Here is a 26,915-nt window from a genome sequence, read left to right as displayed (position 1 = left end):
GCGCAACACGGCACTGAACACCGTTGTCATAACATCTGACCTGCGGTGATGCGGATACGCCAAGAGGGTGTGCGACCGTGGGGCGGAGCAACCGGGGAGCCGCGGTTTGTGGGGCGGCGGGTCGAACGCCCATGATGATCTCCGCGGGGCGTCGCGCACTCGGGCGGATACGAGTGGGCCCGGGGGAGTCCGCACCGCGAAGCCTCGATGAACTCCCGCCCTCGTTCATCCGATAGCCTCAGCCGACGTGCCGCCGCCCGATGCCGGGCCGAGCCGCCGTGCCCGGGGCCGTGACATGGGCCCCGAGGGCCCGCCCGTCAGCTCCAAGGAGTGAGTTCGTCTGTCGACCGCCATCCTCACCGGTCCGCCGGTACCCGGATCGTCGCTCGACGGCGATCTGCGGTCGCTGGGCTTCGACGTACGCGTCGCCTCCGGCCCGCAGGACACGGGCGCGCTGCTCGCCGCCGTACCGGCAGGTGAGCGGGTCGCCGTCGTCGACCCGCGCTTCGTCGGACACCTCCACGCACTGCGCCTGGCCCTCACCGACCCCCGCTTCCCCGCCGCCGCCGCGCCCGGCGCGCTCACCGCGCAGCCCGAGGCCCGCCCGGCACTCGCGCGCGCGCTGACCGACGCGTACGCCTCGGTGCCCGGCGCCCCGGCCCCCTCCGCACCCACGGCCACCGACGAGACCCTGCCCGACACCCTCGCCGAGGCGCTCGACGCCGACGGCGTCGCCGTGCACCGGCCCCAGCTCGGCACGCTCGTCGCAGCCGTACCGACCGACGCCGAGGCCCGCCACGAGGCCCGCGCCGCCGTCGCGGCCGTCGACGAGGAGGCCGTACGGCTGCGCTCCGCCGTGAAGGCCCACGACGGCTTCTTCACCACCTTCTGCGTCAGCCCGTACTCGCGCTACATCGCCCGCTGGTGCGCCCGGCGCGGTCTCACCCCCAACCAGGTCACCACGGCCTCGCTGCTCACCGCCCTGATCGCGGCCGGCTGCGCCGCCACGGGCGCACGCGGCGGATACATCGCCGCCGGTGTCCTCCTCCTCGTCTCCTTCGTCCTGGACTGCACCGACGGGCAGCTCGCCCGCTACTCCCTGCAGTACTCGACGATGGGCGCCTGGCTCGACGCCACCTTCGACCGCGCCAAGGAGTACGCCTTCTACGCGGGCCTCGTCCTCGGCGCCGCGCGGAACGGGGACGATGTATGGGCGCTCGCGCTCGGCGCGATGGTCCTGATGACCTGCCGCCATGTCGTGGACTTCTCGTTCAACGAGGCCAACCACGACGCCACGGCGAACACCAGCCCCACCGCGGCCCTCTCCAGCCGGCTCGACAGCGTCGGCTGGACCGTCTGGGTCCGCCGCATGATCATCCTGCCGATCGGCGAACGCTGGGCCATGATCGCGGTCCTCACCGCCGTCACCACCCCGCGGATCGTCTTCTGGGCGCTGATCATCGGCTGCGCGTTCGGCGCGTGCTACACCCTCGCCGGCCGCGTCCTGCGCTCCCTGACCCGCAGGGCGCAGCGGACGGACCGGGCGGCCCAGGCGCTGGCGGACCTGGCGGACTCCGGCCCGATCGCCGAGGCCGTCGCGAAGCTCCGTAACCCGAACACCCGGTTCTACGGGTACGCGCCGCTCGTGAAGGCGCTCGTGGCCGTCGCCGCGCTCGCCGCGGCGCTGGCCGAGGGCGATCCCTGGGTCGCGGTCGCCGGCGCCGTCGCCTATGCGGTGATGTCCGGGTTCGCCGTCGCCCAGCCTCTCAAGGGCCCCCTCGACTGGCTCGTGCCCCCCGTCTTCCGCGCCGCGGAATACGCCACGATCCTCATCCTCGCCGCCCGTTCCGAGGTGAACGGCGCCCTGCCCGCGGCTTACGGGCTCGTGGCGGCCGTCGCCTACCATCACTACGACACGGTGTACCGCATCCGCGGCGGCACCGGCGCGCCGCCCGCATGGCTGGTGCGCACGATCGGCGGTCACGAGGGCCGCGTGTTGCTGGTGACGGTCCTCGCCGCGCTGCTCGCGAGCCGGGTCAATGACTTCACCCTGGCGCTCACCGCCCTCGCGGTCGCCGTCGCGCTCGTGGTGCTCGTGGAGTCCATCCGCTTCTGGGTGTCCTCCGGAGCACCCGCCGTACATGACGAAGGAGAAACAGCATGATTGGCCTCGTACTGGCAGCCGGTGCCGGACGGCGTCTGCGCCCCTACACCGACACGCTTCCGAAGGCCCTCGTGCCTGTCGACGGTGACACCACCGTCCTCGACCTCACGCTGAAGAACTTCGCGGAGGTCGGCCTCACCGAGGTCGCCATCGTCGTCGGCTACCGCAAGGAGGCCGTGTACGCGCGCAAGGAGGCCCTGGAGGCCCAGTACGGCCTGTCGATCACGCTGATCGACAACGACAAGGCCGAGGAGTGGAACAACGCGTACTCCCTGTGGTGCGCCCGTGAGGTTCTCAAGCGCGGTGTGATCCTCGCCAACGGCGACACCGTCCACCCGGTCTCCGTCGAGAAGACCCTGCTCGCCGCGCGCGGCGACGGTCAGAAGATCATCCTCGCCCTCGACACGGTGAAGTCCCTCGCCGACGAGGAGATGAAGGTCATCACCGCCGACGGCAAGGGCGTCCGGAAGATCACCAAGCTGATGGACCCGGCCACCGCCACCGGCGAGTACATCGGTGTCACGCTCATCGAGCCCGAGGCCGCCGAGGCGCTCGCCGACGCCCTTCAGGCCACCTTCGAGCGCGACCCTGACCTCTACTACGAGGACGGCTACCAGAAGCTCGTCGACGACGGCTTCACCATCGACGTGGCCCCCATCGGCGACGTCAAGTGGGTCGAGATCGACAACCACGACGACCTGGCGAAGGGCCGTGACATCGCGTGCCTGTACTGACCCGGCTCATCCCGTCGCCGGTCGTCGTCGACATCCGCCGGGGAGCGATGGAGGACCTCTCCACGCTCCTCGCCGACCAGCGGATCTCCAGCAACGGCCGGATCGCCGTCGCCATCAGCGGCGGCTCCGGCCTGAAGCTGCGTGACCACTTCGCCCCCGAGCTGCCCGGAGCCGACTGGTACCCGGTCGACGGCGGCACGATCGACGCGGCCGTGAAGCTCGCCGACGCCATGCGCGGCAAGCGGTACGACGCGGTGGTCGCCCTGGGCGGCGGCAAGATCATCGATGTGACCAAGTACGCGGCGGCCCGGGTGGGCCTGCCGCTGGTCGCCATCGCCACGAACCTGTCGCACGACGGCATCTGCTCGCCGATCTCGACCCTGGACAACGACAACGGGCGCGGTTCCTACGGGGTGCCGACCCCGATCGCGCTGGTCGTCGACCTGGACGTGATCCGGGACGCCCCGGTGCGCTTCGTCCGCTCCGGGATCGGTGACGCGGTCTCCAACCTGTCCGCCATCGCGGACTGGGAGCTCTCGCACCGCGTGACCGGCGAGCCGGTCGACGGCCTCGCCGCGGCGATGGCCCGCAGCGCCGGCGAGGCGGTGCTCCGCCACCCCGGCGGCATCGGCGACGACGACTTCCTCGTCACGCTCTCCGAGGGCCTGGTGATGTCCGGCATTGCCATGTCGATCAGTGGTGACAGCCGGCCCTCCTCCGGCGCCTGCCACGAGATCAGCCACGCCTTCGATCTGCTGTACCCCGAGCGCGCCGCCAGCCACGGCGAGCAGTGCGGCCTCGGCGCTGCCTTCGCGATGCACCTGCGCGGTGCCGCCGAGGGCTCGCTCCAGATCGTCGAGACGCTGCGCCGCCACGGCCTGCCCGTGACGCCCCAGGAGATGGGCTTCGGCGTGGACGAGTTCGTCCGGGCCGTGTCCTTCGCCCCGCAGACCCGTCCCGGCCGCTTCACGATCCTCGAACACCTCGACCTCTCCGACGACCAGATCAGGGACGCGTACGCCGACTATGCAAAAGCCATCGGTAGCTGAGCTCCGTCCTGTCGTGCACCCGGCGGGTGTGAAGGACCGGCGCAGCGGAGAGCACTGGGGCGGCCGCCTGTACATGCGGGAGATCTCGCTGCGCATCACCCGCCGCCTGGTCACCACGAATGTCACGCCGAACCAGCTGACGTACGTGATGACGCTCTGCGGCGTGCTCGCGGCCCCGGCCCTGCTCGTGCCGGGCATCTGGGGCGCCGTCCTCGGTGTCGTCGCGGTGCAGCTCTATCTGCTGCTCGACTGCGTCGACGGCGAGGTCGCCCGCTGGAAGCAGCAGTTCTCGCTGGGCGGCGTGTACCTGGACCGGGTCGGCGCGTACCTCTGCGACGCCGCGGTCCTGGTCGGTTTCGGCCTGCGCGCCGCCGACCTGTGGGGCAGCGGCCGTATCGACTGGCTGTGGGCCTTCCTCGGCACCCTCGCCGCGCTCGGCGCCATCCTCATCAAGGCGGAGACCGACCTCGTCGGCGTCGCCCGCCACCAGGGCGGACTGCCGCCCGTCAAGGAGGCGGCGAGCGAGCCCCGCTCCTCCGGCATGGCCCTCGCCCGCAGGGCGGCCTCGGCGCTGAAGTTCCACCGCCTGGTCCTCGGGATCGAGGCGTCCCTGCTGATCCTGGTCCTGGCGATTCTCGACGCGGTCCGCGGCGACCTGTTCTTCACCCGCCTCGGCGTCGCGGTCCTCGCGGGCATCGCGCTCCTCCAGACGCTGCTGCACCTGGTGTCGATCCTGGCGTCGAGCCGGCTGAAGTGAGGAGCGTGAGCACGGCGATGAAGCTCGGTGCCGTCATCATCACCATGGGCAACCGGCCCGACGACCTGCGCGCGCTGCTGGAGTCGGTGGCCAAGCAGGAGGGCGACCCGGTCGAGGTCGTCGTCGTCGGCAACGGCGCCCCCGTGACGGGGGTGCCCGAGGGCGTCCACACCATCGACCTGCCCGAGAACCTGGGCATCCCCGGCGGCCGTAACGTCGGCATCGAGGCCTTCGGCCCCGAGGGCCCCTGCGGACCCGTGGACGCCCTGCTCTTCCTTGACGACGACGGTCTGCTGGCCCGCACGGACACCGCGGAACTGGTCCGCGAGGCGTTCGCCACCGACCCGCGCCTCGGCATCATCAGCTTCCGGATCGCGGACCCCGACACCGGTCTCACGCAGCGCCGGCACGTGCCCAGGCTGCGCGCCGCCGACCCGATGCGGTCCTCGCGCGTGACCACGTTCCTCGGCGGCGCGAACGCCGTCCGCACGCGGGTCCTCGACGAAGTCGGCGGCCTGCCGGACGAGTTCTTCTACGCGCACGAGGAGACCGATCTGGCCTGGCGGGCGCTCGACGCCAACTGGATGATCGACTACCGTTCCGACATGGTGCTGCTCCACCCCACCACGCCACCGTCCCGGCACGCGACGTACCACTTCAACGTGGCCCGCAACCGGGTATGGCTGGCCCGGCGCAACCTCCCCGCTCTCCTGGTTCCGGTCTATCTCGGTGTCTGGCTGCTGCTGACCCTCGCGCGGCGTCCCTCCGGCCCCGCCCTCAAGGCGTGGATCGGCGGTTTCCGGGAAGGCTGGGCCACCCCCTGCGGACCGCGCCGGCCCATGAAATGGCGTACGGTGTGGCGGCTGACCCGACTGGGACGCCCGCCCGTCGTCTGACCAGTGCTGCCTGACCTGCCGCGCATCTGAATACGAAAGTTTCGACCTGTGAGTGACACAACCCACCACGGTGCGGTCGCGACGAGCGCCCCGCCATCCGCCGACGACGGCCTGACCCCGGCCGAGCTGGCCGCGAAGTACGGACTGTCGGTCAGCGGCGCCCGGCCCGGGTTCTTCGAGTACATCCGGCAGCTCTGGGGACGCCGCCACTTCATCCTCGCCTTCTCCTCGGCGAAGCTGACGGCGCAGTACAGCCAGGCGAAGCTCGGTCAGATATGGCAGGTGGCGACCCCGCTGCTGAACGCGGCTGTCTACTTCCTGATCTTCGGGCTGATCCTGGGCGCCGGCCAGGGCATGAGGACCGAGGTGTACATCCCGTTCCTGGTGACCGGGATCTTCGTGTTCACCTTCACCCAGAGCTCGGTGATGGCGGGCGTGCGGGCGATCTCGGGCAACCTCGGGCTCGTCCGTGCCCTGCACTTCCCGCGGGCCTCGCTGCCCGTCTCCTTCGCGCTCCAGCAGCTCCAGCAGCTGCTGTTCTCCATGATCGTGCTGGCGGCCGTCGCGATCGCCTTCGGCAGCTACCCGTCACTGAGCTGGTTGCTCGTGGTTCCGGCGCTGTTCCTGCAGTTCGTGTTCAACGTCGGTCTCGCCATGATCATGGCCAGGATGGGTGCAAAGACGCCCGACCTCGCCCAGCTGATGCCGTTCGTCATGCGCACCTGGATGTACGCCTCCGGCGTGATGTTCTCGATCCCGGTGATGCTCGCGGACAAGCCGGCCTGGATCGCCGACGTCCTCATGTACAACCCGGCGGCCCTCTACATGGACCTGATCCGGTTCGCCCTGATCGACGGCTACAGCTCCGCCAACCTGCCGTCGCACGTCTGGCTGGCGGCACTGGGCTGGGCGCTGGCGATCGGCATCGGCGGCTTCGTCTACTTCTGGAAGGCCGAGGAGAGGTACGGCCGTGGCTGAATCCACCCCGGGACGTGTTCCCACCGTCATCGCCGACGAGGTCCACATCGTCTACCGGGTCAACACCGGTGGCGGCGGCAAGGGCAGCGCCACCGCGGCGCTCAGCCGGATCGTCGGCCGCGGCAAGGCCGAGGTCACCCGCGGCGTCCGCAAGGTGCACGCGGTGCGCGGCGTCACCTTCACCGCCTACCGCGGTGAGGCCATCGGCCTCATCGGCAGCAACGGCTCCGGCAAGTCCACCCTGCTGCGCGCCATCGCCGGACTGCTCCCCACCGAGAGCGGCAAGGTCTACACCGACGGCCAGCCCTCGCTCCTCGGCGTCAACGCGGCGCTGATGAACGACCTCACCGGCGAGCGCAACGTGATCCTCGGCGGCCTCGCCATGGGCATGAGCAAGGAGGAGATCCGCGAGCGCTACGAGGGGATCGTCGACTTCTCGGGCATCAACGAGAAGGGCGACTTCATCAGCCTGCCCATGCGGACGTACTCCTCCGGCATGGGCGCCCGGCTCCGCTTCGCCATCGCGGCCGCCAAGAACCACGACGTCCTCATGATCGACGAGGCGCTCGCGACCGGTGACCGCAGGTTCCAGATCCGCTCCGAGGAGCGCATCCGCGAGCTCCGCAAGGAGGCCGGCACGGTCTTCCTGGTCAGCCACAGCAACAAGTCGATCAGGGACACCTGCGACCGCGTCCTGTGGCTGGAGAAGGGCGAGCTCCTCATGGACGGGCCCACGGAGGAAGTCCTGCGGGCGTACGAGCGCGAGACCGCGAGGTAACCCCCGAACCGTGTACGAAGGCCCCCGCCGAGCCGGCGGGGGCTTTCGCGTTCTCCGCGCCGCGTCGCGCCCCCACCTGGAATGTTCATGCGGTCAACATCGGGCAGGATGAGCCCATGGCAGCGTTCTCGGGGGGAAAGTCCTACCACCACGGCGACCTGCGCAACGCGCTGATCTGCGCCGCCGTCGACCTCGCCACCGAAGGCGGTCCCGAACGTGTCGTGCTGCGCGAGGCGGCCCGCCGGGTCGGTGTCTCGCCCACCGCCGCGTACCGGCACTTCGAGGGCCGCGGCGAGCTGCTCCGGGCCGTCAAGATCCACGCCCAGCGGGCGCTCGCCGAGTCCATGGAGCGCGCCGCCGACCGCGTCCCCGGCGCCGACGACCCCACCGTCGCCGCCGAGCTGCGCCTCGCCGCCCTCGGCCGCGGCTACGTCGGCTTCGCCGTGGACCAGCCCGGCCTCTACCGGGCGGCCTTCTGCACCCCCGGCCCGGCCTGCGGCGACACCTGGCCGCCGCCCGGCCGGCCCGCCGAGCAGGAACCCGAGATCCGCGCGTTCGCCCTGCTCACGGAGGCACTGAACGCCCTGGCGAAGGCCGGCCGCATCCCGCGCCGCGCCCGGCCCGCCGCCGAGGCCGCCACATGGTCGGCCGTGCACGGACTGTCACTCCTGCTGCTCGACGGCCCGCTCGGCCGCCTCCCGGAGCAGCGCCGCGCCGCCGTCGTCGAGTCCACCCTGGCCCTGGTGGTCTCCGGCGCCCGTGCCGACTGAAGGCCGCCGGAACGCGAACTACCGCTTCGTCCGGGAAGGTTGGCGCGCCCGGCGATGTTTTTCGCCGGGCGCCCGGCACCCCGACGCGGCACTCAGCGTTGTACAACGTAAGCTGTACCGGTGCTGATTCGTGGCAAGTGGGGCGATAACCCCTAGGCATCCCCGGCCGTCAGGCGGCGAGCCCTCAGGGGAGACCGGTGGCGTGTCCGAAATAGGATGGATTGGATCGGCAGTGTAGAACAGGAGATATGACGGCCATGACGCGAAATCTCCAGCTCCACGAGGGTGTCGCCGTCCCCGCGTCGGGCAGCGGCCGGTGACGGGAACCCGGCAGGTGCGCCCCGACGCCTCCTCGCGCACCACGCTCGACAAGGCCGCGGACGAGAACTTCCCCGTGGCCCCCTTCTTCCTGCCGCGTGCCTGGCGCGACGACCTCATGGCGATCTACGGCTACGCCCGCCTCGTCGACGACATCGGCGACGGCGACCTCGCCCCCGGCGGAGCCGACGCCCGCCACCTCGGCGTCGCCCCCGAACGGGCCGAGGACCGGCTCGCCCTCCTCGACGCCTTCGAGGCCGACCTCCTGCGGGTCTTCGACGGTGCCCCGCACCACCCCCTGCTCCGCGCGCTCCAGCCGACGGTACGACGGTGCGGGCTCACCCCCGAGCCGTTCCTCGGGCTGATCGAGGCCAACCGCCAGGACCAGGTGGTGCGCCGCTACGAGACCTACGACGACCTCCTCGCGTACTGCGAACTCTCCGCGAACCCCGTCGGGCGGCTCGTCCTCGGGATCACCGGCACCACCACCCCCGAGCGCGTCCGCCGCTCCGACTCCGTCTGCACCGCCCTGCAGATCGTGGAGCACCTCCAGGACGTCGCCGAGGACCTCGGCCGGGACCGGATCTACCTGCCCGCCGAGGACATGAAGCGTTTCCACGTCACCGAGGACGACCTCGCCCGGCCGACCGGGAGCGCGTCGGTGCGCGCCCTGATCGCCTTCGAGGCCGCGCGCGCCCGCGCGCTCCTCGACGACGGCATCCCGCTGGTGGCGAGCGTGCCCGGGCGGCTGCGCCTGCTGCTCGCCGGCTTCACCGCCGGCGGACTCGCGGCGCTCGACGCGATCGCCGCCGCCGGGGGCGGATTCGACGTCCTGCCGGGGCCGCCCAGGCCCACCAAGCCGAGTCTGATGCGCGAAGCGGGCACGGTCCTGCTCAGAGCGCGGAGAGAGGGGTGAGCCGGACCGTGGAGGGACAGACGGAGACGTCCGCGCCGGTACAGGCCGCGTACAGCTACTGCGAGGCCGTCACCGGACAGCAGGCGCGCAACTTCGCCTACGGGATCCGGCTCCTGCCGACCGACAAGCGACAGGCCATGTCCGCGCTGTACGCGTTCTCGCGACGCGTCGACGACATCGGCGACGGCACCCTCGCGCCCGAGGCCAAGCGGGACCGGCTCGAAACCACCCGCGCGCTCCTCGAACGGATCCGGCAGGGCGCGGTCGACGAGGACGACACCGACCCCGTCGCCGTGGCCCTCACCGACGCCGCCCGGCGCTTCCCGATCCCGCTCGGCGGGCTCGACGAGCTCATCGACGGCGTCCTGATGGACGTGCGCGGCGAGACGTACGAGACCTGGGACGACCTCAAGGTCTACTGCCGGTGCGTCGCGGGCGCCATCGGGCGGCTCTCCCTCGGCGTGTTCGGCACCCAGCCGGGCGCGCAGGGCGTGGAGCGCGCCCCCGAGTACGCCGACACCCTGGGCCTGGCCCTCCAGCTCACCAACATCCTCCGGGACGTACGCGAGGACGCCGGAAACGGGCGTACGTACCTGCCCGCCGACGACCTCGCCAAGTTCGGCTGCGGCGAGGGCTTCGCGAGCGAGACCGTCCCCGCCGGAGCCGACTTCACCGGCCTCGTCCACTTCGAAGTCCGCCGCGCCCGCGCCCTGTTCGCCGAGGGCTACCGGCTCCTGCCCATGCTCGACCGGCGCAGCGGCGCGTGCGTCGCCGCGATGGCCGGGATCTACCGCCGCCTCCTCGACCGGATCGAACGCGACCCCGAGGCGGTGCTGCGCGGCCGCGTCTCGCTGCCCGGCCGCGAGAAGGCGTACGTCGCCGTGCGCGGCCTCTCCGGCCTCGACACCCGCCACATCTCCCGACGGACCGTCAGGAGGCGGGCCTGATGCGCGCATACGAGCCCGGCCACCGGGCAACCCCGCGCCGCGCGGCGGCGTCCCTGCCTGCGGGCACCGGAAGGGAGGCCACGTGAGCGAGGACGAAACCACCGCGCACGGCGCGGAAGCCCGCGGCGGCACGGCCGCACCGGGCGCCGACGGCGCCCGGCCCGTGAACGGCAGGGCGTCCGCCGTCGGCGGTACGTTGGCGCCCGCGCTCGGCGTGGAGCCTGGCCGTGCGGCCGTACCCGGCGCTGGTGGCGGCCGGCCCCGGCCGGTGGACGGGAGTGCGTCCGCCGTCGGCGGTACGTTGGCGCGCCCGCTCGGCGTGGAGCCTGGCCGTGCCGCCGTACCCGGCGCTGGTGGCGGCCGGACCCGGCCGGTGGACGGGAGCGCGTCTGCCGTCGGCGGAACGCGGGCGCACGCGCCCGGTGCGGGTGCGCCCGCCGCCGGTTCGCGGACCGAGGGAGCGCCCGGGCCCGAGGCCGGGACCGGCGGGAGCCGGCCGCACGCCGTCGTCGTCGGGGGCGGGCTCGCCGGCGTCACCGCCGCACTCCAACTCGCCGACGCCGGGCTGCGCGTGACGCTCCTCGAAGGCCGGCCGCGGCTCGGCGGGCTCGCGTTCTCGTTCCGGCGGGGCGAGCTCACCGTCGACAACGGGCAGCACGTCTATCTGCGCTGCTGCACCGCCTACCGGTGGTTCCTCGACCGCGTCGAGGGCGCCCACCTCGCCCCCCTCCAGGACCGGCTCGACGTGCCCGTCCTCGACGTCGCCCACCCCCGCGGCCCCCGCCTGGGAAGGCTGCGGCGCACCGGCCTTCCCGTACCGCTGCACCTCGCCAGAAGCCTGGCGACCTATCCGCACCTCTCCCTCGCCGAGCGGGCGAGCGTCGGCCGCGCCGCGCTCGCGCTCAAGGGCCTCGACCCCGCCGACCCCGCCCTCGACGGCATCGACTTCGCCACCTGGCTCGGCCGCCACGGCCAGTCCCCGCGCGCAATCGAAGCCCTCTGGGACCTCGTCGGCGTCGCCACCCTCAACGCCACCGCGCCGCACGCCTCCATGGGCCTGGCCGCCATGGTCTTCAAGACCGGCCTGCTCTCCGAGCCCGGCGCCGCCGACATCGGCTGGGCGCACGTGCCCCTCGGCGACCTTCACGACACCCTCGCCCGCAAGGCCCTCGACTCCCTCGGCGTACGGACCGAACTGCGCACCAAGGCCGAGCGGATCTCCCGTACCGAGGACGGCCGCTGGACCGTCGACGTACCGGGGGAGAGCATCGAGGCGGACACCGTCGTCCTCGCCGTGCCGCAGCGCGAGACCCGCGAACTGCTCCCCGACGGCGCCCTCGACGACCCCGACCGGCTCCTCGACATCGGCACCGCGCCCATCCTCAACGTGCACGTCGTCTACGACCGCAAGGTGCTCAGGCAGCCCTTCTTCACCGCCCTCGGCTCCCCGGTGCAGTGGGTCTTCGACCGCACCGACTCCTCCGGACTCAAGGGCGGCGGTCAGTACCTGGCCGTCTCGCAGTCCGCCGCCCAGGACGAGATCGACACGCCCGTCGCCGACCTGCGCGAGCGCTACCTCCCGCAGCTGGAGCGCCTGCTGCCCGCCGCCCGCGGCGCCGGCATCCGCGACTTCTTCGTCACCCGGGAGCGGACCGCGACGTTCGCCCCCACCCCGGGCGTCGGCCGGCTCCGCCCCGGCGCCCGCACCCACGCCCCCGGCCTGTACCTGGCCGGCGCGTGGACCGCCACCGGCTGGCCCGCGACCATGGAGGGCGCCGTCCGCAGCGGTTTCAGCGCCGCGGGCGCCGCGCTCTCCGCCCTCGGCCGCCGCCATGAACATCCGCTGCAGGAGGCGGCATGAGTGTGAGTACTGGAACAAGAGGAGAGACCGTGCCGACTGTGCCCCCGGTGAACCCGGCCGTCGACACCGCGGACGTCACCGCTCTGCTGGAGCGCGGGCGGACCCTGTCCACCCCCGTCCTGCGGGCGGCCGTCGACCGGCTCGCACCGCCCATGGACACCGTCGCCGCCTACCACTTCGGCTGGATCGACGCCCAGGGCAACCCCACGGACGCCGACAGCGGGAAGGCCGTGCGTCCCGCGCTCGCGCTGATCTCCGCCGAGGCCGCCGGAGCACCGGCCGAGGTCGGTATCCCCGGCGCCGTCGCCGTGGAGCTCGTGCACAACTTCTCGCTGCTGCACGACGACCTGATGGACGGCGACGAGCAGCGACGCCACCGCGACACCGTCTGGAAGGTGCACGGACCCGCGCAGGCGATCCTCGTCGGCGACGCGCTCTTCGCGCTCGCCAACGAGATCCTGCTCGAACTCGGCACCGTCGAGGCCGGCCGCGCCACCCGCCGGCTGACCACCGCCAGCCGCAAGCTCATCGACGGGCAGGCCCAGGACATCTCCTACGAGCACCGCGAGCGGGTCACCGTCGAGGAGTGCCTGGAGATGGAGGGCAACAAGACCGGCGCCCTGCTCGCCTGCGCGGTCTCCATCGGCGCCGTCCTCGGAGGCGCCGACGACCGCACCGCCGACAAGCTGGAGGAGTACGGCTACCATCTCGGCCTCGCCTTCCAGGCCGTCGACGACCTGCTCGGCATCTGGGGCGACCCGGAGTCCACCGGCAAGCAGACCTGGAGCGACCTGCGCCAGCGCAAGAAGTCCCTGCCCGTCGTCGCCGCCCTCGCGGCCGGCGGCCCGGCCTCCGAGCGGCTCGGCGAACTGCTCGCCGCCGACGCCAAGAGCACCGACTTCGACTCCTTCTCCGAGGAGGAGTTCGCCACCCGCGCGGCCCTCATCGAGGAGGCCGGCGGGCGCGAGTGGACCTCCGAGGAGGCCCGCCGCCAGCACACCATCGCCATCCGTGCCCTGCACGAGGTGGACATGCCCGAGCGTGTCAGGGCGCAGCTCACCGCGCTCGCCGACTTCGTCGTCGTACGGAAGAGATGATCACCATCACCCTGATATGAGTGCGCAGTCGCCGGCCGGTGCCCCCGGGCATCGGCCGACGGCAGACCCGAGGAAGCAGATGTATTCGACTGCACGAAGGGGAAGCCATGACAGCGACGACCGACGGAAGCGCCGGGGGCATGGCCCCCCGCGCAGCCGCGGCCAGCGACACCACTGACACCGCGTCTCCGGCGGCCGGCCTCGAAGAGGCCGCGAAACGGGCCGCGGAACGCTCCGTCGAGCATCTGCTCGGCCGCCAGGACGCCGAAGGCTGGTGGAAGGGCGACCTGGAGACCAACGTCACCATGGACGCCGAGGACCTCCTGCTGCGCCAGTTCCTCGGCATCCAGGACCCGGAGACCACCCACGCCGCCGCCCTGTACATCCGCGGCGCGCAGCGCGAGGACGGCGCCTGGGCCACCTTCTACGGCGGACCCGGCGAGCTCTCCACCACCATCGAGGCGTACGTGGCGCTACGCCTGGCCGGGGACCTGCCCGAGGACCCGCACATGGCCCGCGCCGCCGCCTGGATCCGGGAGCGGGGCGGGATCGCCGCCTCCCGCGTCTTCACCCGGATCTGGCTCGCCCTCTTCGGCTGGTGGAAGTGGGACGACCTGCCCGAGCTGCCGCCCGAGCTGATCTTCCTGCCGAAGTGGTTCCCGCTCAACATCTACGACTTCGGCTGCTGGGCCCGGCAGACCATCGTGCCGCTCACCGTGGTCTCCGCCAAGCGGCCGGTGCGTCCCGCGCCCTTCCCGCTGGACGAGCTGCACACCGATCCCGCCCGGCCGAATCCGGTGAAGCCGCCCGCGCCCGTGGCGAGTTGGGACGGCGTCTTCCAGCGACTCGACAAGGCGCTGCACCTGTACCACAAGGTCGCCCCGCGCCGGCTGCGCGCGGCCGCCATGAACGTCGCCGCCCGCTGGATCGTCGAACGGCAGGAGAACGACGGCTGCTGGGGCGGCATCCAGCCCCCCGCCGTCTACTCGGTGATCGCCCTGCACCTGCTCGGCTACGACCTGGAGCACCCGGTCATGCGGGCCGGTCTCGAGTCGCTCGACCGCTTCGCCGTCTGGCGCGAGGACGGTTCGCGCATGATCGAGGCCTGTCAGTCGCCCGTCTGGGACACCTGTCTGGCCACCATCGCCCTCGCCGACGCGGGCCTGCCCGCCGACCACCCGGCGCTGGTGAAGGCCGCCGACTGGATGCTCGGCGAGGAGATCGTCAGGCCCGGCGACTGGGCCGTCCGCAGGCCCGAACTTCCCCCGGGCGGCTGGGCGTTCGAGTTCCACAACGACAACTACCCGGACATCGACGACACCGCCGAGGTCATCCTCGCGCTGCGCCGGGTCAAGCACCCGGACCCCTCCCGGGTCGAGGCCGCCGTCGCGCGCGGCGGCCGCTGGACCCTCGGCATGCAGTCGAGGAACGGGGCCTGGGCCGCCTTCGACGCCGACAACACCAGCCCCTTCCCCAACCGGCTGCCGTTCTGCGACTTCGGCGAGGTCGTCGACCCGCCCTCGGCCGACGTCACCGCCCATGTGGTGGAGATGCTCGCCTACGAGGGCAAGGCCCACCACCCCCGTACCCGCAGGGGAATCGCGTGGCTGCTCGCCGAACAGGAGCCGAACGGCGCCTGGTTCGGACGCTGGGGAGTCAACTACGTGTACGGGACAGGCTCGGTGGTCCCCGCGCTCACCGCCGCCGGACTGCCCCGCTCCCACCCCGCGATCCGCCGGGCCGTCGCCTGGCTGGAGTCCGTACAGAACGAGGACGGCGGCTGGGGCGAGGACCTGCGCTCGTACAAGGAGCAGCCCTGGATCGGGCACGGCGCCTCGACCGCCTCGCAGACCGCCTGGGCACTGCTCGCCCTGCTCGCGGCCGGCGGGCGCGAATCGAAGGCGGTGGAGCGCGGCATCGCCTGGCTCGCCGAGACGCAGGCCGCGGACGGCTCCTGGGACGAGCCGTACTTCACCGGCACCGGCTTCCCCTGGGACTTCTCCATCAACTACCACCTCTACCGCCAGGTGTTCCCGCTCACGGCGCTCGGCCGCTACGTGAACGGCGAACCGGCCGTCTCCAGGGAGGGGTGATGGGCGAAGAGCCGGGGTCTTCGGGCTCCGTGGCGCCGCTGCTGATCGCCTGCGCGCTCGGCATCGAGCAGCTCGCCCTGCGCAGCGGTGAACGGGCTGGAGCACTGGGGTCGTTCACCGTCGTCCGCACCGGCATGGGCCCGGCCCACGCCCGCCGGGCCGTCTCCCGGGCGCTCGACCGGGAACCCTGGCGGGACGCCGTCGTCATCGCCTCGGGCTTCTGCGCCGGGCTCGCCCCCGGGATGCACCCCGGGGACCTGATCGTCGCCGACGAGACCCGCGGCGAACCGGGAGGGCCCGACGGCGTCACCCCCTGCACCGGGACCGAGCTCCTGGTGCGGGCCCTGACCCGGGCGCTGCCCGGGCGGACCGTGCACACCGGCCCGCTGGCCGGCTCCGGCCATGTCGTCCGCGGCCACGAGCGGGCCGAGCTGCGCGCCACCGGGGCCATCGCGGTGGACATGGAGTCCGCCGCCACGCTCCGTACGGCACTGGACGCCGGACCCCGCCCGGTTGCGGCCGTACGGGTGGTCGTGGACGCTCCAGAACATGAACTGGTCCGGATCGGCACGGTACGCGGTGGAATATCGGCTTTCCGTGTTCTTCGTGCCGTCCTTCCCGCATTCTTCGAATGGCACCGTTCTTTGCTGCTCCCCAGGAGGTGAGCGAGTTATGGCCATGCCGCTCCGTCAGTCCATCCGGGTCGGGACCTACCTCATCGAACAGAAGCTCCGCAAGCGGGACAAGTTCCCTCTGATCGTCGAACTGGAGCCGCTGTTCGCCTGCAACCTCAAGTGCGAGGGCTGCGGAAAGATCCAGCACCCGGCGGGTGTGCTCAAGCAGCGGATGCCGGTCGCCCAGGCCGTCGGCGCCGTCCTGGAGTCCGGGGCGCCGATGGTCTCCATCGCGGGCGGCGAGCCCCTGATGCATCCTCAGATCGACGAGATCGTGCGCCAGTTGGTGGCGAAGAAGAAGTACGTCTTCCTCTGCACCAATGCGATGCTGCTGCGCAAGAAGCTGGAGAACTTCACCCCCTCCCCGTACTTCGCCTTCGCGGTGCACATCGACGGGCTGCGCGAGCGGCACGACGAATCCGTCGCCAAGGAAGGCGTGTTCGACGAGGCGGTGGCGGCGATCAAGGAGGCCAAGCGGCGCGGCTTCCGGGTCACCACCAACTCGACCTTCTTCAACACCGACACCCCGCAGACCATCATCGAGGTGCTCAACTACCTCAACGACGACCTCCAGGTCGACGAGATGATGATCTCGCCCGCCTACGCCTACGAGAAGGCCCCGGACCAGGAGCACTTCCTCGGCGTCGAGCAGACACGGGAACTCTTCAAGAAGGCCTTCGCGGGCGGTAACCGGGGCCGCTGGCGGCTCAACCACTCGCCGCTCTTCCTCGACTTCCTCGAAGGCAAGGCCGACTTCCCCTGCACGGCGTGGGCGATCCCGAACTACTCGCTCTTCGGCTGGCAGCGCCCCTGCTACCTGATGAGCGACGGCTACGTCCCCACATACCGGGAGCTGATCGAGGAGACCGACTGGGACAAGTACGGCCGCGGCAAGGACCCGCGCTGCGCCAACTGCATGGCGCACTGCGGCTACGAGCCGACCGCCGTCCTGGCCACCATGGGCTCGCTGAAGGAGTCCCTGAGGGCGGCCCGCGAGACCGTCCGGGGGTGAGCAGAGACGCTCGGGGAGCCCCTGCCGGGGCTCCCCGAGCGTGCAGCCGGGACAGCCGGGACAGCCGGGACAGTCGGAACACTGGGTCTACGGGCCGAAGGGGGCCGAGCATGACGATTCTGGAGAACATCCGGGGGCCGCGCGACCTCCGGCCGCTCAGCGACGCCGAACTCGCCGAACTGGCCGGGGAGATCCGGAAGTTCCTCATCCACGCGGTCGCCAGAACGGGCGGCCATCTGGGACCCAACCTCGGCGTGGTGGAGCTGACCATCGCGCTGCACCGGGTCTTCGACTCGCCCGACGACCGCATCCTCTGGGACACCGGGCACCAGAGCTATGTCCACAAACTCCTCACCGGACGCCAGGACTTCTCCAAGCTGCGCAGCAAGGGCGGACTCTCCGGCTACCCCTCCCGTGAGGAGTCGGAGCACGACGTCATCGAGAACTCGCACGCCTCGACCGTCCTCGGCTGGGCCGACGGCCTCGCCAAGGCCAACGAGGTCCTCGAGAAGGGCGACCACGTCGTCGCCGTCATCGGTGACGGCGCCCTCACCGGCGGCATGGCCTGGGAGGCGCTCAACAACATCGCCGCCGCCCGCGACCGGCCCCTGATCATCGTCGTCAACGACAACGAGCGCTCCTACGCCCCGACGATCGGCGGCCTCGCCCGCCACCTGGCCGCCCTGCGTACCAGCGACGGCTACGAGCGCGTCCTCGCCTGGGGCAAGGACGTCCTCCAGCACACGCCCGTGATCGGACAGCCGCTCTACGGCTCGCTGCACGGCGCCAAGAAGGGGTTCAAGGACACGTTCGCGCCCCAGGGGCTCTTCGAGGACCTGGGGCTGAAGTACCTCGGTCCCGTCGACGGCCATGACATCGGAGCCGTAGAGTCCGCGCTGCGTCGCGCCCAGCGCTTCCACGGGCCCGTCCTGGTGCACTGCCTCACCGAGAAGGGCCGCGGCTACCGGCCCGCCCTGGAGGACGAGGCGGACCGCTTCCACGCCGTCGGCGCCATGGACCCGCTCACCTGCGAGCCGCTCGCCCCGTCGGCCGGCCCCTCCTGGACCTCCGTCTTCGGGGACGCCATCGCCGAGATCGGGGCCGAGCGGCCGGACGTCGTCGCGATCACCGCGGCCATGCTCCACCCCGTCGGCCTGACGAAGTTCGCCGAACGCTTCCCCGACCGGGTCTGGGACGTCGGGATCGCCGAGCAGCACGCCGTCGTCTCGGCCGCGGGCCTGGCCGCCGGCGGACTCCACCCGGTCGTGGCGGTGTACGCGACCTTCCTCAACAGGGCCTTCGACCAGCTGCTCATGGATGTCGCCCTGCACGGGTGCGGCGTCACCTTCGTCCTCGACCGGGCCGGCGTCACCGGCACCGACGGCGCCTCCCACAACGGCATGTGGGACCTCTCCGTCCTCCAGGTCGTGCCGGGCCTCCGGATCGCCGCCCCGCGCGACGCCGAGCGGCTGCGCGACCAGCTCCGCGAGGCCGTCGCGGTCGCCGACGCCCCAACCTTGCTGCGCTTCCCCAAGGAGACGGTGGGGGAGCCGGTCCCGGCCGTCGGGCGGATCGGCGCCATGGATGTCCTGCTTGAGCCCTCGGAGCCGGACGCGGAGGTGCTGCTCGTCGCCGTCGGCGTCATGGCCGGCGTCTGCCTCCAGGCCGCCGACCTGCTCGCCGGACGCGGCATCCGCTGCACCGTCGTCGACCCCCGCTGGGTCAAACCCGTCGACGAGGCCCTCGCCCCGCTCGCCGAGCGGCACCGGCTGGTCGCCGTCGTCGAGGACGGCATCCGCACCGGCGGCGTCGGCGCGGCCGTCGGCCAGGCCCTGCGCGACGCGGGCGTCGACGTCCCCCTGAGGACCTTCGGGATCCCCGAGCAGTTCCTCGCCCACGCCAAACGCGGCGAGGTGCTCGCCGACCTCGGCCTCACCCCGGTGGAGATCGCCGGGAACATCAGCGCCGCACTGACCCGGAAGAAGGGGCGATGAGTGAAGAAGTGGCGACGAGCGAAGGATCGGCGATGAGCAAGGAGTTCGACCTCTCGGCACTGCTCGCCGAACGCGGCGCCGAGCGCTACGAGCTGCACACCCGGTACCTCAACCACCAGCTCCCGCGCATGCTGCACACCATCGGTTTCGACAAGGTCTACGAACGGGCCGAGGGCGCCCACTTCTGGGACGCCGACGGCGAGGACCACCTCGACATGCTGGCCGGCTTCGGCGTCATGGGCCTCGGCCGGCACCACCCCGTCGTCCGCAAGGCCCTCCACGACGTCCTGGACGCCCAGCTCGCCGACCTCACCCGCTTCGACTGCCAGCCGCTGCCCGGACTGCTCGCCGAGAAGCTGCTCGCCCACAGCCCGCACCTCGACCGAGTCTTCTTCGGCAACAGCGGTACGGAGGCGGTGGAGACCGCGCTGAAGTTCGCCCGGTACGCCACCGGGAGGCCCAGGATCCTCTACTGCACCCACGCCTTCCACGGCCTGACCACCGGCTCCCTCTCGGTCAACGGCGAGAAGTGCTTCCGGGACGGCTTCGCTCCGCTGCTGCCCGACACGGCGATCGAGCTCGGCGACCTCGACGCCCTGGAGCGCGAGCTGCGCAGGGGGGACGTGGCCGGGTTCGTCGTCGAACCCATCCAGGGCAAGGGGGTGCACGAGGCCCCGCCCGGCTTTCTGCGCGCCGCCCAGGAGGTGCTGCACCGGCACGGCGCCCTGCTGATCGCCGACGAGGTGCAGACCGGGCTCGGCAGGACCGGCGACTTCTACGCGTACCAGCACGAGGACGGCGTCGAACCCGACCTGCTCTGTGTCGCCAAGGCGCTCTCCGGCGGGTACGTGCCGGTCGGCGCGACGCTCGGCAAGGACTGGATCTTCAAGAAGGTCTACTCGTCCATGGACCGCGTCCTCGTCCACTCCGCCAGCTTCGGCTCGAACGCCCAGGCGATGGCCGCCGGGCTCGCCGTGCTCTCGGTCATGGAGAACGAGGGGACGGTGGCGCACGCGCGCCGGATCGGCGAGCTGCTGTCCTCGCGCCTGAGGGAGCTCGTGCCGCGCTACGAGCTGCTGCACGAGATCCGCGGGCGCGGGCTGATGATCGGGATCGAGTTCGGGCGGCCCTCGTCACTCGGGCTGCGCAGCCGGTGGACGATGCTGCAGGCGGCCCGGAAGGGTCTCTTCGCACAGATGGTCGTGGTGCCGCTGCTCCAGCGCCACCGGATCCTGACGCAGGTGTCGGGGGACCATCTGGAGGTGATCAAGCTGATTCCGCCACTGATCATCGACGAGGCGGACGTGGACCGCTTCGTGACCGCGTTCACGGCCGTGATGGACGACGCCCACGGTGGTGGCGGGCTGATGTGGGACTTCGGAAAGACGCTGGTCAAGCAGGCGGTCGCGCAGCGCTGATTCCCCGAGCGTGATCCGATCGTCCGGGCCGGCCGGTCCGAGCCGGTAGAGGCGCAGAGCCCCGTCGCCGAGCTGTGCCTCGGCGGCGGCGCCCCGCATCTGCGCTGAGCCATTCGAAAGGGGCCGATATGTCCGATTAGGGTCACGCCTCGACGACGAGGCGCTCGCGCAGCCGCGCGCGGGTCTCCGGGGCGAGCTTCAGGCCGTCGGTGAGGTAGCTCTCCACCGTTCCCCAGGTCTGCTCCATCGTCTCGAACGCGGCCCGCAGATACTCCACCCGCGCGTCGAACAGCGGGCTGATCAGCTCCATCACCTCGGGCGACATCGCGTCCGCGGAGGTGGAGCTGCGGCGCACCTTGTAGCGGCGGTGCGGATCGTTCGACTTCACGTAGTCGGCCTCGATCGCCTCGCGCTCGACACCCACCGCGAGCAGCGAGATGGCGATGGACAGGCCCGCCCGGTCCTTGCCGGCCGCGCAGTGCATGAGCGCGGGGACGCTGTCCTCGGCCAGTGCGTGCAGGACGCGGCTGTGCTCCGCCGTCCGCTCAACCATCATCTTCCGGTACGAATTGGACATTCGCTCGGCCGCCTTGCCGTCACCGAGGATGCCGCGGAGCTGCTCCAGCTCGCCGCTCCTGACCAGCTTCCAGAACTCCTTGCCGTCGGCCGGGTCGTTGAGCGGGATGTTCACGTTCCGTACACCGGGAAGTTCGACATCCGGGCCCTCTATCTTGAGGTCGGCCAGATTGCGGAAGTCGAAGATCGTGTGGAGCCCGAGGGCCGAGAGGAATGCGGCGTCCTCCTCGGTGGCGTGCGCGAGGTGGCCACTGCGGAAGAGGCGTCCGAATCGCACCGAATTGCCGTCCACGGTCGGCAGTCCGCCCACGTCCCGGAAGTTGCGTACCCCGGTGAGCTCGGGTTCGGTCGACGGGACCTGCGGCAGCTGCTGCGTCACGAGTGCTCCTGAAGGTTGACGGATCGAGATCACTTCCGGATCGATTCCTCGGGCAATCATCCCGGGTGGCGCGGCCCCCGTGCACCCCTGGGCAGAGGAATGGGTGTTCTGTCCGAATTGGGCCGTTAGGTATAACGCGCCCTGGTTGCAGGGGAGATGGGATTCGGTGCGTGAGCAGCGTCATATCAGTGACGGAACGTGCCTGATCGTCTTCCGTAATCCCCTTACCGGAAAAGGAAATCGAGGTTCCGTCATCCACGGAGGGTGACCGGAATTCGGCGTAAATATCACGCCCCGGATTGCGAAGAGAAACCGGCGGCTTGTTCGCCTCGACCCGCTCGTCTAGCGTCACCGTCACTCCGGTCGGACCGCCGAATCCTGCCACCGTCCGGAATCCGCACCCACCCACGTACGGCAGGAGCGGGGGACCCAGGTAGTACGCCGTTCCGGTCGTGCCGGACGGCTCGGGGTAAAGCCGCGTGAAAACGCGGCCGGACATCTCCAGTCCGAACCCGACAGCTCACCTCGCAGGCGACGGAGAGGAATTCGCCATGCCCGCGAAGGGTAAGCACCGCCGTCCCAAGGTCAACCCGATCACGCGCGGATTCGTCGCCGCCGGTACCGGTGGCGCCGTCGTCGCCCTGCCTCTGCTCGGTGCGACCGGAGCCCACGCCGCCGACAAGGCCGCCCCGTCCGTGACGCCCGAGCAGGCCGTCGCCGCGGCCCCCGCCGCTCCTGCGAAGGCCGCGCCCGCCAAGGCCCCGGCCGCCAAGCCGAAGACGTACTCCGTCGTCCCCGGCGACTACCTGTCGAAGATCGCCGCCGAGCACCACCTCGCGGGTGGCTGGAAGAAGCTCTACGCGGACAACCGCGAGGTCGTCGGCGAGAACCCGTCGCTCATCTTCCCCGGCATGAAGCTCACCCTCGGCGCCAAGTCGAAGGCGAAGGCGGCGCCCAAGGCCCCGGCCCCCAAGGCCGCCCCGAAGGCCGCGCCCAAGGCGGAGAAGTCCTCCACCGGCTCGGGCGAGTCCCGCAGCTCGCGCTCCACCGAGCGCAGCACGGTGGAGTCCACCCAGGCCGCCCCGGCTGCTCCGGCCGCCCCCGCGCAGACCTCGTCCTCCGGCTGGGTCGCCCCGGTCGGCGGCGGCGTCTCCACCCCGTACCGGGCCTCCGGCTCGATGTGGTCCTCCGGCTACCACACCGGTGTCGACTTCATGGCCTCCTCCGGCACCTCGGTCAAGGCCGTCGGCGCGGGCACCGTCCACTCCGCCGGCTGGAGCGGCGCCTACGGCAACGAGGTCGTCATCCAGCACGCCGACGGCACGTACTCCCAGTACGCGCACCTCTCCTCCCTCTCCGTCTCCGCGGGCCAGACCGTCTCCGGCGGCCAGGAGATCGGCCTGTCCGGCTCGACCGGCAACTCCAGCGGTCCGCACCTGCACTTCGAGATCCGCACCGGACCGAGCTACGGCTCGGACATCGACCCGCTGGCGTACCTTCGCCAGCACGGCGTCGGTATCTGACACACCAGCAGCACCCCGCAGGGGCCCGGCACTTCCGTGTGCCGGGCCCCCGCGGCGTATTCCGGCTTGGTGGAATCTTGACCGGTGGCGTATATCACCCGGCGTCAACCCTTCCTTACGGTCGCGTAGGTCACATCCGTAAGGGAAAGATGTGCTCCTGTGGCAGACGATTCGAGATCAGAGAACACGCACGCATTCGGGTCGTACGCGGCGATCGGCGACAGCTTCACCGAGGGCGTGGGCGACCCCGGGCCCGACGGGAAGTACGTCGGCTGGGCAGACCGTTTCGCGGTCCTGCTCGCCGACCGACTGCCGGAGCACGACGCATTCCGTTACGCCAACCTCGCCGTACGCGGCCGGCTTCTCGACCAGATCGTGGAGGAGCAGGTCCCCAGGGCGAAGGAGCTCGGCCCCGACCTGGTGAGCTTCTGCGCGGGCGGCAACGACATCATCCGCCCCGGCACCGACCCCGACGACGTCGCCGAGCGCTTCGAGCGCGCCGTCGCCGATCTGACGTCGGCCGTCGGCACGGTGATGGTGACGACCGGCTTCGACACCCGCGACGTCCCCGTCCTCAGGCATCTGCGCGGCAAGATCGCCACGTACACGGCCCACGTCCGGGCCATCGCCGACCGCTACGACTGCCCGGTCCTCGACCTGTGGTCGCTCAAGTCCGTGCAGGACAGGCGGGCCTGGGACGACGACCGGCTGCACCTTTCGCCCGAGGGTCACACCCGGGTCGCGCTGCGCGCCGCCCAGGTCCTCGGCATGGACGTACCGGCCGACCCGGACCAGCCTTGGCCGCCGCTCCCGCCGCGCGGCACGCTGGAGGTGCGCCGCGACGACATCCACTGGGCCAAGGAGTACCTGGTCCCGTGGATCGGCCGGCGCCTGCGGGGCGAGAGCTCGGGCGACCACGTGGCCGCCAAGCGCCCCGACCTCATGCCGCTTTAGTCACCGGGAGGACGCCGGGATCCGCTCCAGGACACCGCCCGCGAACACGTCGTACAGCGGCAGCGTCTCCAGATGGACGTAGCCGATGTGGCAGTCGCAGACGGCGAGCGGACAGGCGCGCGGGCGCAGGGCGGCACGGTACGAACCGTCGTACAGGTTGCCGAGCTCGGCCTTCACGAAGTGGCAGCGGCGCACGGTCCCGTCGCCGTCCACGGAGATCACCGACTCACCGGTCCGGCAGGGGAGGCCGGCGGAGCGGTGCGGACGGCGACTGTACGGGAAGAGGGGGTCGAGGGCCGTCCAGCCCTCGGCCTCCTCGTCCGTGTACGTATGGCCGTCGGCCGCGTTCACCCACAGATAGACCTCGGGCGGGAGGTCGTCCCGCAGCCGCCGGGCGTGCTCCCAGTGCTCCGGCAGGCCGACGATCCCGACGCTGAACCGCGTGCCCCGGGCCGCCAGCTCGCGGCACTTGCCGAGGAAACGGTCGTACGGCGTCTGCCCGGGGTGGTACGTGCACCAGAGCGCGAGGGTCGCGGGATCGGCCTCGGCCGGCCAGTCGGTGCGGCAGCTCAGGTTGGTCTGGATCGCCACCCGCTCGATGTGCGGCAGGTGCGACAGCTCGACGAGCGTGCGCCGGTACCAGGACCGGACCAGGCCCTCGCCCCACGGCGTGAACAGAATCCTCAGCCGGTCGCCGCTCTGCGCCGCCGCCCACGCGGCGAACCGCTCCAGCGCGGCCCGGTCGGCGCGCAGCTGCTCGCGGCTGTCGCGGCGCTTGGCGAAGGGGCAGTAGGGACAGTCGTAGTCGCAGGAGGCGAGCGGGCCCCGGTAGAGGATCGTCAGGTCCATGGCGGGCACCCCGCTACTTCGGCTCGTAGGCGGCCATCGCCGCCCGGACGGCCGGGGAGAACAGAGCGGGGCCGAGCGCGTCCGAGTGGGCCAGGCCCTCGGGGGAGAGCCGCAGCAGACCGGCGGGTGCCGCCGGATCCAGCCAGCCGAGCGCCTCGAACCGGCCCAGTTCGGCCGGGAAGTCGGAGAAGGGCGAGGCGCCGAACCGCTCCTCGTACTCCAGGGTGGACATGCCCCGGGCCTGGAGGAGGGACTGGAGTAGATGACGGCGCCGGGCTTCGTCCGCGTCGACGGGCCGGCCCACCTGGGCCCGCGTGAAGTCTTCCGTCTCGGCGTACGCGTCGATGATCGAGCGGACCTTCCCCATGTCGACGGCGTAGTCGAAGGAGTAGTGCAGCGAGGAGGTGTACGAGCGGGCCCCGCAGCCCAGGCCGATCATCCCGTCCGTCTGGCAGGCGTAGTCGTCGGCGCCCTGCGGCGGGGCGTCGGCGCGCCGGAACATCCGCATCGACACCTGCTCGTAGCCCCGCGCGAGCAGATGGTCCCGGCCGTGGCGGTAGAGCCGCAGCCGCTGCTCGTCCCACGCGCGGTCGGCGGTCGCGGCGAGCCGGCCGAGGCCGGTGAGGGGCCGGACGTAGAGCGGGTAGAGGTACAGCTCCTCGGGCCGCCAGGCGAGGGCGGCGTCCAGGGAGTGGGTCCAGGTCCGCTCGGTCTGGCCGTCGATGCCGTAGATCAGATCGATGTTGAGGACGGGGACGCCGGTGTCCCGGATGCGGGCGAGCGCGGACTCGACGTCGGCGCGGCGCTGCGGGCGCACGGCGGCGCGGGCCTCGGCCTCCACGAAGCTCTGCACGCCGATGCTGAGCCGGGTGGCTCCGCGCTCGGCGAGGACCGCGAGCCGGTCGGCGGTCGCCGTCGAGGGGGACGTCTCGACGGACAGGGGGATCGCGCGCAGGTCGGCCCCCATCCGCTTCTCGGCGATGTCGCAGAGCCGCTCCAGTTCGCCGGCAGTGAGGAACGTGGGCGTGCCGCCACCGAAGGCAGCTGTGGCGAAGCGGACCGGCGCGCTGTCACCGAGCGCGTCGCGGACGGCGGTCGCCTGGCGGTCGAGGGCGTCGAGGTAACGGGTCGTCAGCTCGTCCGGGGCGCCGATCCGGGTGAAGAGGTTGCAGAAGCCGCAGCGGACCTCGCAGAACGGTATGTGCGCGTAGAGGGAGAGGGCGTCCTTCGGCTCGTCCCGCCAGAGCGTGGCGAGCTCGGGCGCCGGGTCGGGGAGAGGGCGGTACGCGGTCTTGTGCGGGTAGGCGTAGACGTAGCTCTCGTACGGTCGCGGGGTCTCGGTCATGCGACGTCCTCCCGCGCGGGGCCGTCGAGGAAGAAGTGGGCGTACGGGACGGTCCAGACGACCTCGTGACCGAGCCGGTGACCGGTGAAGCCGTCCTCTCCGTACGCGGTGCCGTGGTCCGAGCAGACGATCGCGAAGCAGCGTCGGCGGCTGCTCATGGCGGCGAAGAGACGGCCGATGTGCCGGTCGACGTACTCGAGCGCCGCCGCGTGCGAGGCGCGGGTGTCGCCCGACTCCCGGGTCGCGCCGGGGAGATGGAACCAGTTGGGCTGGTGCAGCGCAGAGACGTTGACGAAGAGGAAGAGCCGCTGCTCTCGAGGGAGGGCGGCGACGATCTCCTCGGCGCGGGCCACCTGGGACTCGAAGGAGGTGGGGGAGGTGACGCCGAAGGCGGGCTCCCAGTGGCTCTCCTGGAAGAGGCCGGGCAGGACGGAGCCGAGCGGGCCCTGGCCGTTGAAGAAGCCGACGCCGCCGACGCAGGCGGTGCGGTAGCCCTCCTTCGCCAGACCGGAGACGAGATCGGGGGTGTCGTGGACGAAGGTGCCCTCGGCGGTGGTCTCGCTGCCCGCGAACCGTGCGGCGAAGAGGCGGGGGTGCGGGCCGGGGGTGGCCGGGGTCGGCAGGAAGCCCGCGAAGATCGCCTGGTGGGAGGCGTACGTGAAGCTGCCGGGCGCGTGCCGGCGCTCCCAGCGGCCGCCGGGGAGATGCCGGGCCAGGTTCGGGATGCGGCCGGCGGCGGCGAGCTCGGCCGCCACGTCGTACCGGAGGGTGTCGAGCGTGATCAGGAGGAGGTCGTGACTGCCCACGATCTCGTTCATGTCGGGTGCGGGCTG

General features: G+C 71.7%; 23 protein-coding genes and 1 riboswitch. Of the genes, 19 read left to right on the top strand and 4 right to left on the bottom strand.

Annotated elements, in window-relative coordinates; all coding sequences use genetic code 11:
• The first annotated feature begins 397 nt into the window (after positions 1-397).
• The 17 genes from ACZ4VI_RS03525 (at position 398) to ACZ4VI_RS03445 (ending at position 20,456) form a co-directional block, all read left to right on the top strand.
• The gene (locus ACZ4VI_RS03525) at positions 398-2,164 is read left to right on the top strand and encodes a DUF5941 domain-containing protein (RefSeq protein WP_467996291.1); all 1,767 of its coding nucleotides are present in this window, start codon (positions 398-400) and stop codon (positions 2,162-2,164) included.
• Positions 2,161-2,898 carry a phosphocholine cytidylyltransferase family protein gene (locus tag ACZ4VI_RS03520; protein WP_467996192.1) on the top strand — a complete coding sequence of 246 codons (738 nt, stop codon included), beginning with the start codon at positions 2,161-2,163 and terminating at the stop codon, positions 2,896-2,898. Before ACZ4VI_RS03525 ends, ACZ4VI_RS03520 begins: the two co-directional genes overlap by 4 nt.
• Positions 2,886-3,947: an iron-containing alcohol dehydrogenase family protein gene (locus tag ACZ4VI_RS03515; protein ID WP_467996191.1), complete on the top strand. Its 1,062-nt coding sequence runs from the start codon at positions 2,886-2,888 to the stop codon at positions 3,945-3,947. The genes ACZ4VI_RS03520 and ACZ4VI_RS03515 overlap by 13 nt, the downstream gene beginning before the upstream one ends.
• Positions 3,925-4,704, top strand: coding sequence for a CDP-alcohol phosphatidyltransferase family protein (locus ACZ4VI_RS03510; RefSeq protein ID WP_467996189.1), 780 nt, complete (start codon positions 3,925-3,927; stop codon positions 4,702-4,704). The genes ACZ4VI_RS03515 and ACZ4VI_RS03510 overlap by 23 nt, the downstream gene beginning before the upstream one ends.
• Before the next feature lie 17 nt (positions 4,705-4,721).
• Entirely contained in the window at positions 4,722-5,600 is an 879-nt protein-coding gene (locus ACZ4VI_RS03505) for a glycosyltransferase family 2 protein (RefSeq protein WP_467996289.1), read from the top strand.
• A 48-nt stretch (positions 5,601-5,648) separates the two neighbouring features.
• The gene (locus ACZ4VI_RS03500; protein ID WP_467996188.1) at positions 5,649-6,578 is read left to right on the top strand and encodes an ABC transporter permease; all 930 of its coding nucleotides are present in this window, start codon (positions 5,649-5,651) and stop codon (positions 6,576-6,578) included.
• Positions 6,571-7,356: an ABC transporter ATP-binding protein gene (locus ACZ4VI_RS03495; protein WP_467996187.1), complete on the top strand. Its 786-nt coding sequence runs from the start codon at positions 6,571-6,573 to the stop codon at positions 7,354-7,356. The genes ACZ4VI_RS03500 and ACZ4VI_RS03495 overlap by 8 nt, the downstream gene beginning before the upstream one ends.
• A 116-nt stretch (positions 7,357-7,472) precedes the next feature.
• Positions 7,473-8,126 carry a TetR/AcrR family transcriptional regulator gene (locus ACZ4VI_RS03490; protein WP_467996185.1) on the top strand — a complete coding sequence of 218 codons (654 nt, stop codon included), beginning with the start codon at positions 7,473-7,475 and terminating at the stop codon, positions 8,124-8,126.
• A gap of 316 nt (positions 8,127-8,442) precedes the next feature.
• Positions 8,443-9,360 carry a squalene synthase HpnC gene (gene hpnC / locus ACZ4VI_RS03485; protein ID WP_467996184.1) on the top strand — a complete coding sequence of 306 codons (918 nt, stop codon included), beginning with the start codon at positions 8,443-8,445 and terminating at the stop codon, positions 9,358-9,360.
• On the top strand, positions 9,357-10,307 hold the full coding sequence (gene hpnD, locus ACZ4VI_RS03480; RefSeq protein WP_467996183.1) for a presqualene diphosphate synthase HpnD: 951 nt from the start codon (positions 9,357-9,359) through the stop codon (positions 10,305-10,307). Before hpnC ends, hpnD begins: the two co-directional genes overlap by 4 nt.
• 373 nt (positions 10,308-10,680) lie before the next feature.
• Positions 10,681-12,168, top strand: a complete 1,488-nt coding sequence (gene hpnE / locus ACZ4VI_RS03475) for a hydroxysqualene dehydroxylase HpnE (protein ID WP_467996287.1) — start codon at positions 10,681-10,683, stop codon at positions 12,166-12,168.
• Complete coding sequence (locus ACZ4VI_RS03470) at positions 12,165-13,265, top strand: polyprenyl synthetase family protein (RefSeq protein WP_467996181.1); 1,101 nt, start codon at positions 12,165-12,167, stop codon at positions 13,263-13,265. Before hpnE ends, ACZ4VI_RS03470 begins: the two co-directional genes overlap by 4 nt.
• A 107-nt stretch (positions 13,266-13,372) precedes the next feature.
• Complete coding sequence (gene shc, locus ACZ4VI_RS03465; protein WP_467996179.1) at positions 13,373-15,358, top strand: squalene--hopene cyclase; 1,986 nt, start codon at positions 13,373-13,375, stop codon at positions 15,356-15,358.
• Complete coding sequence (locus ACZ4VI_RS03460) at positions 15,358-16,023, top strand: phosphorylase family protein (RefSeq protein ID WP_467996178.1); 666 nt, start codon at positions 15,358-15,360, stop codon at positions 16,021-16,023. Before shc ends, ACZ4VI_RS03460 begins: the two co-directional genes overlap by 1 nt.
• A gap of 7 nt (positions 16,024-16,030) precedes the next feature.
• A complete protein-coding gene (gene hpnH / locus ACZ4VI_RS03455; protein ID WP_467996176.1) occupies positions 16,031-17,044 on the top strand; it encodes an adenosyl-hopene transferase HpnH in 1,014 nt (337 codons plus the stop codon).
• A gap of 110 nt (positions 17,045-17,154) precedes the next feature.
• Positions 17,155-19,038 carry a 1-deoxy-D-xylulose-5-phosphate synthase gene (dxs, locus tag ACZ4VI_RS03450; RefSeq protein ID WP_467996174.1) on the top strand — a complete coding sequence of 628 codons (1,884 nt, stop codon included), beginning with the start codon at positions 17,155-17,157 and terminating at the stop codon, positions 19,036-19,038.
• 32 nt (positions 19,039-19,070) lie between these two features.
• Positions 19,071-20,456, top strand: a complete 1,386-nt coding sequence (locus tag ACZ4VI_RS03445; RefSeq protein ID WP_467996285.1) for an aspartate aminotransferase family protein — start codon at positions 19,071-19,073, stop codon at positions 20,454-20,456.
• A 142-nt stretch (positions 20,457-20,598) separates the two neighbouring features.
• On the opposite strand, the gene ACZ4VI_RS03440 is transcribed toward ACZ4VI_RS03445, so the two are convergent.
• Positions 20,599-21,411: a tyrosine-protein phosphatase gene (locus tag ACZ4VI_RS03440; protein WP_467996172.1), complete on the bottom strand. Its 813-nt coding sequence runs from the start codon at positions 21,409-21,411 to the stop codon at positions 20,599-20,601.
• A 392-nt stretch (positions 21,412-21,803) separates the two neighbouring features.
• Positions 21,804-21,958, top strand: a riboswitch (cyclic di-AMP (ydaO/yuaA leader).
• A 4-nt stretch (positions 21,959-21,962) separates the two neighbouring features.
• Between ACZ4VI_RS03440 and ACZ4VI_RS03435 the strand changes: the two genes are divergently transcribed.
• Both ACZ4VI_RS03435 and ACZ4VI_RS03430 read left to right on the top strand, forming a co-directional pair.
• A complete protein-coding gene (locus tag ACZ4VI_RS03435; protein WP_467996170.1) occupies positions 21,963-22,934 on the top strand; it encodes a M23 family metallopeptidase in 972 nt (323 codons plus the stop codon).
• Between the two features lie 159 nt (positions 22,935-23,093).
• The gene (locus ACZ4VI_RS03430) at positions 23,094-23,888 is read left to right on the top strand and encodes an SGNH/GDSL hydrolase family protein (protein WP_467996168.1); all 795 of its coding nucleotides are present in this window, start codon (positions 23,094-23,096) and stop codon (positions 23,886-23,888) included.
• Here ACZ4VI_RS03430 and ACZ4VI_RS03425 read toward each other — a convergent pair whose 3' ends face one another.
• Genes ACZ4VI_RS03425 through ACZ4VI_RS03415 form a run of 3 tightly spaced genes read right to left on the bottom strand, consistent with a single transcriptional unit; the run spans position 23,889 to position 26,900 of the window.
• On the bottom strand, positions 23,889-24,737 hold the full coding sequence (locus ACZ4VI_RS03425; protein ID WP_467996166.1) for an STM4011 family radical SAM protein: 849 nt from the start codon (positions 24,735-24,737) through the stop codon (positions 23,889-23,891).
• Positions 24,738-24,750: 13 nt separating this feature from the next.
• The gene (locus tag ACZ4VI_RS03420; protein ID WP_467996164.1) at positions 24,751-26,082 is read right to left on the bottom strand and encodes an STM4012 family radical SAM protein; all 1,332 of its coding nucleotides are present in this window, start codon (positions 26,080-26,082) and stop codon (positions 24,751-24,753) included.
• Complete coding sequence (locus ACZ4VI_RS03415; RefSeq protein WP_467996283.1) at positions 26,079-26,900, bottom strand: STM4013/SEN3800 family hydrolase; 822 nt, start codon at positions 26,898-26,900, stop codon at positions 26,079-26,081. The genes ACZ4VI_RS03420 and ACZ4VI_RS03415 overlap by 4 nt, the downstream gene beginning before the upstream one ends.
• Positions 26,901-26,915: the final 15 nt, after the last annotated feature.

It is taken from the genome of Streptomyces sp. NPDC029169 (assembly GCF_055563935.1).
This window is presented reverse-complemented; position numbering and strand designations above follow the sequence as displayed.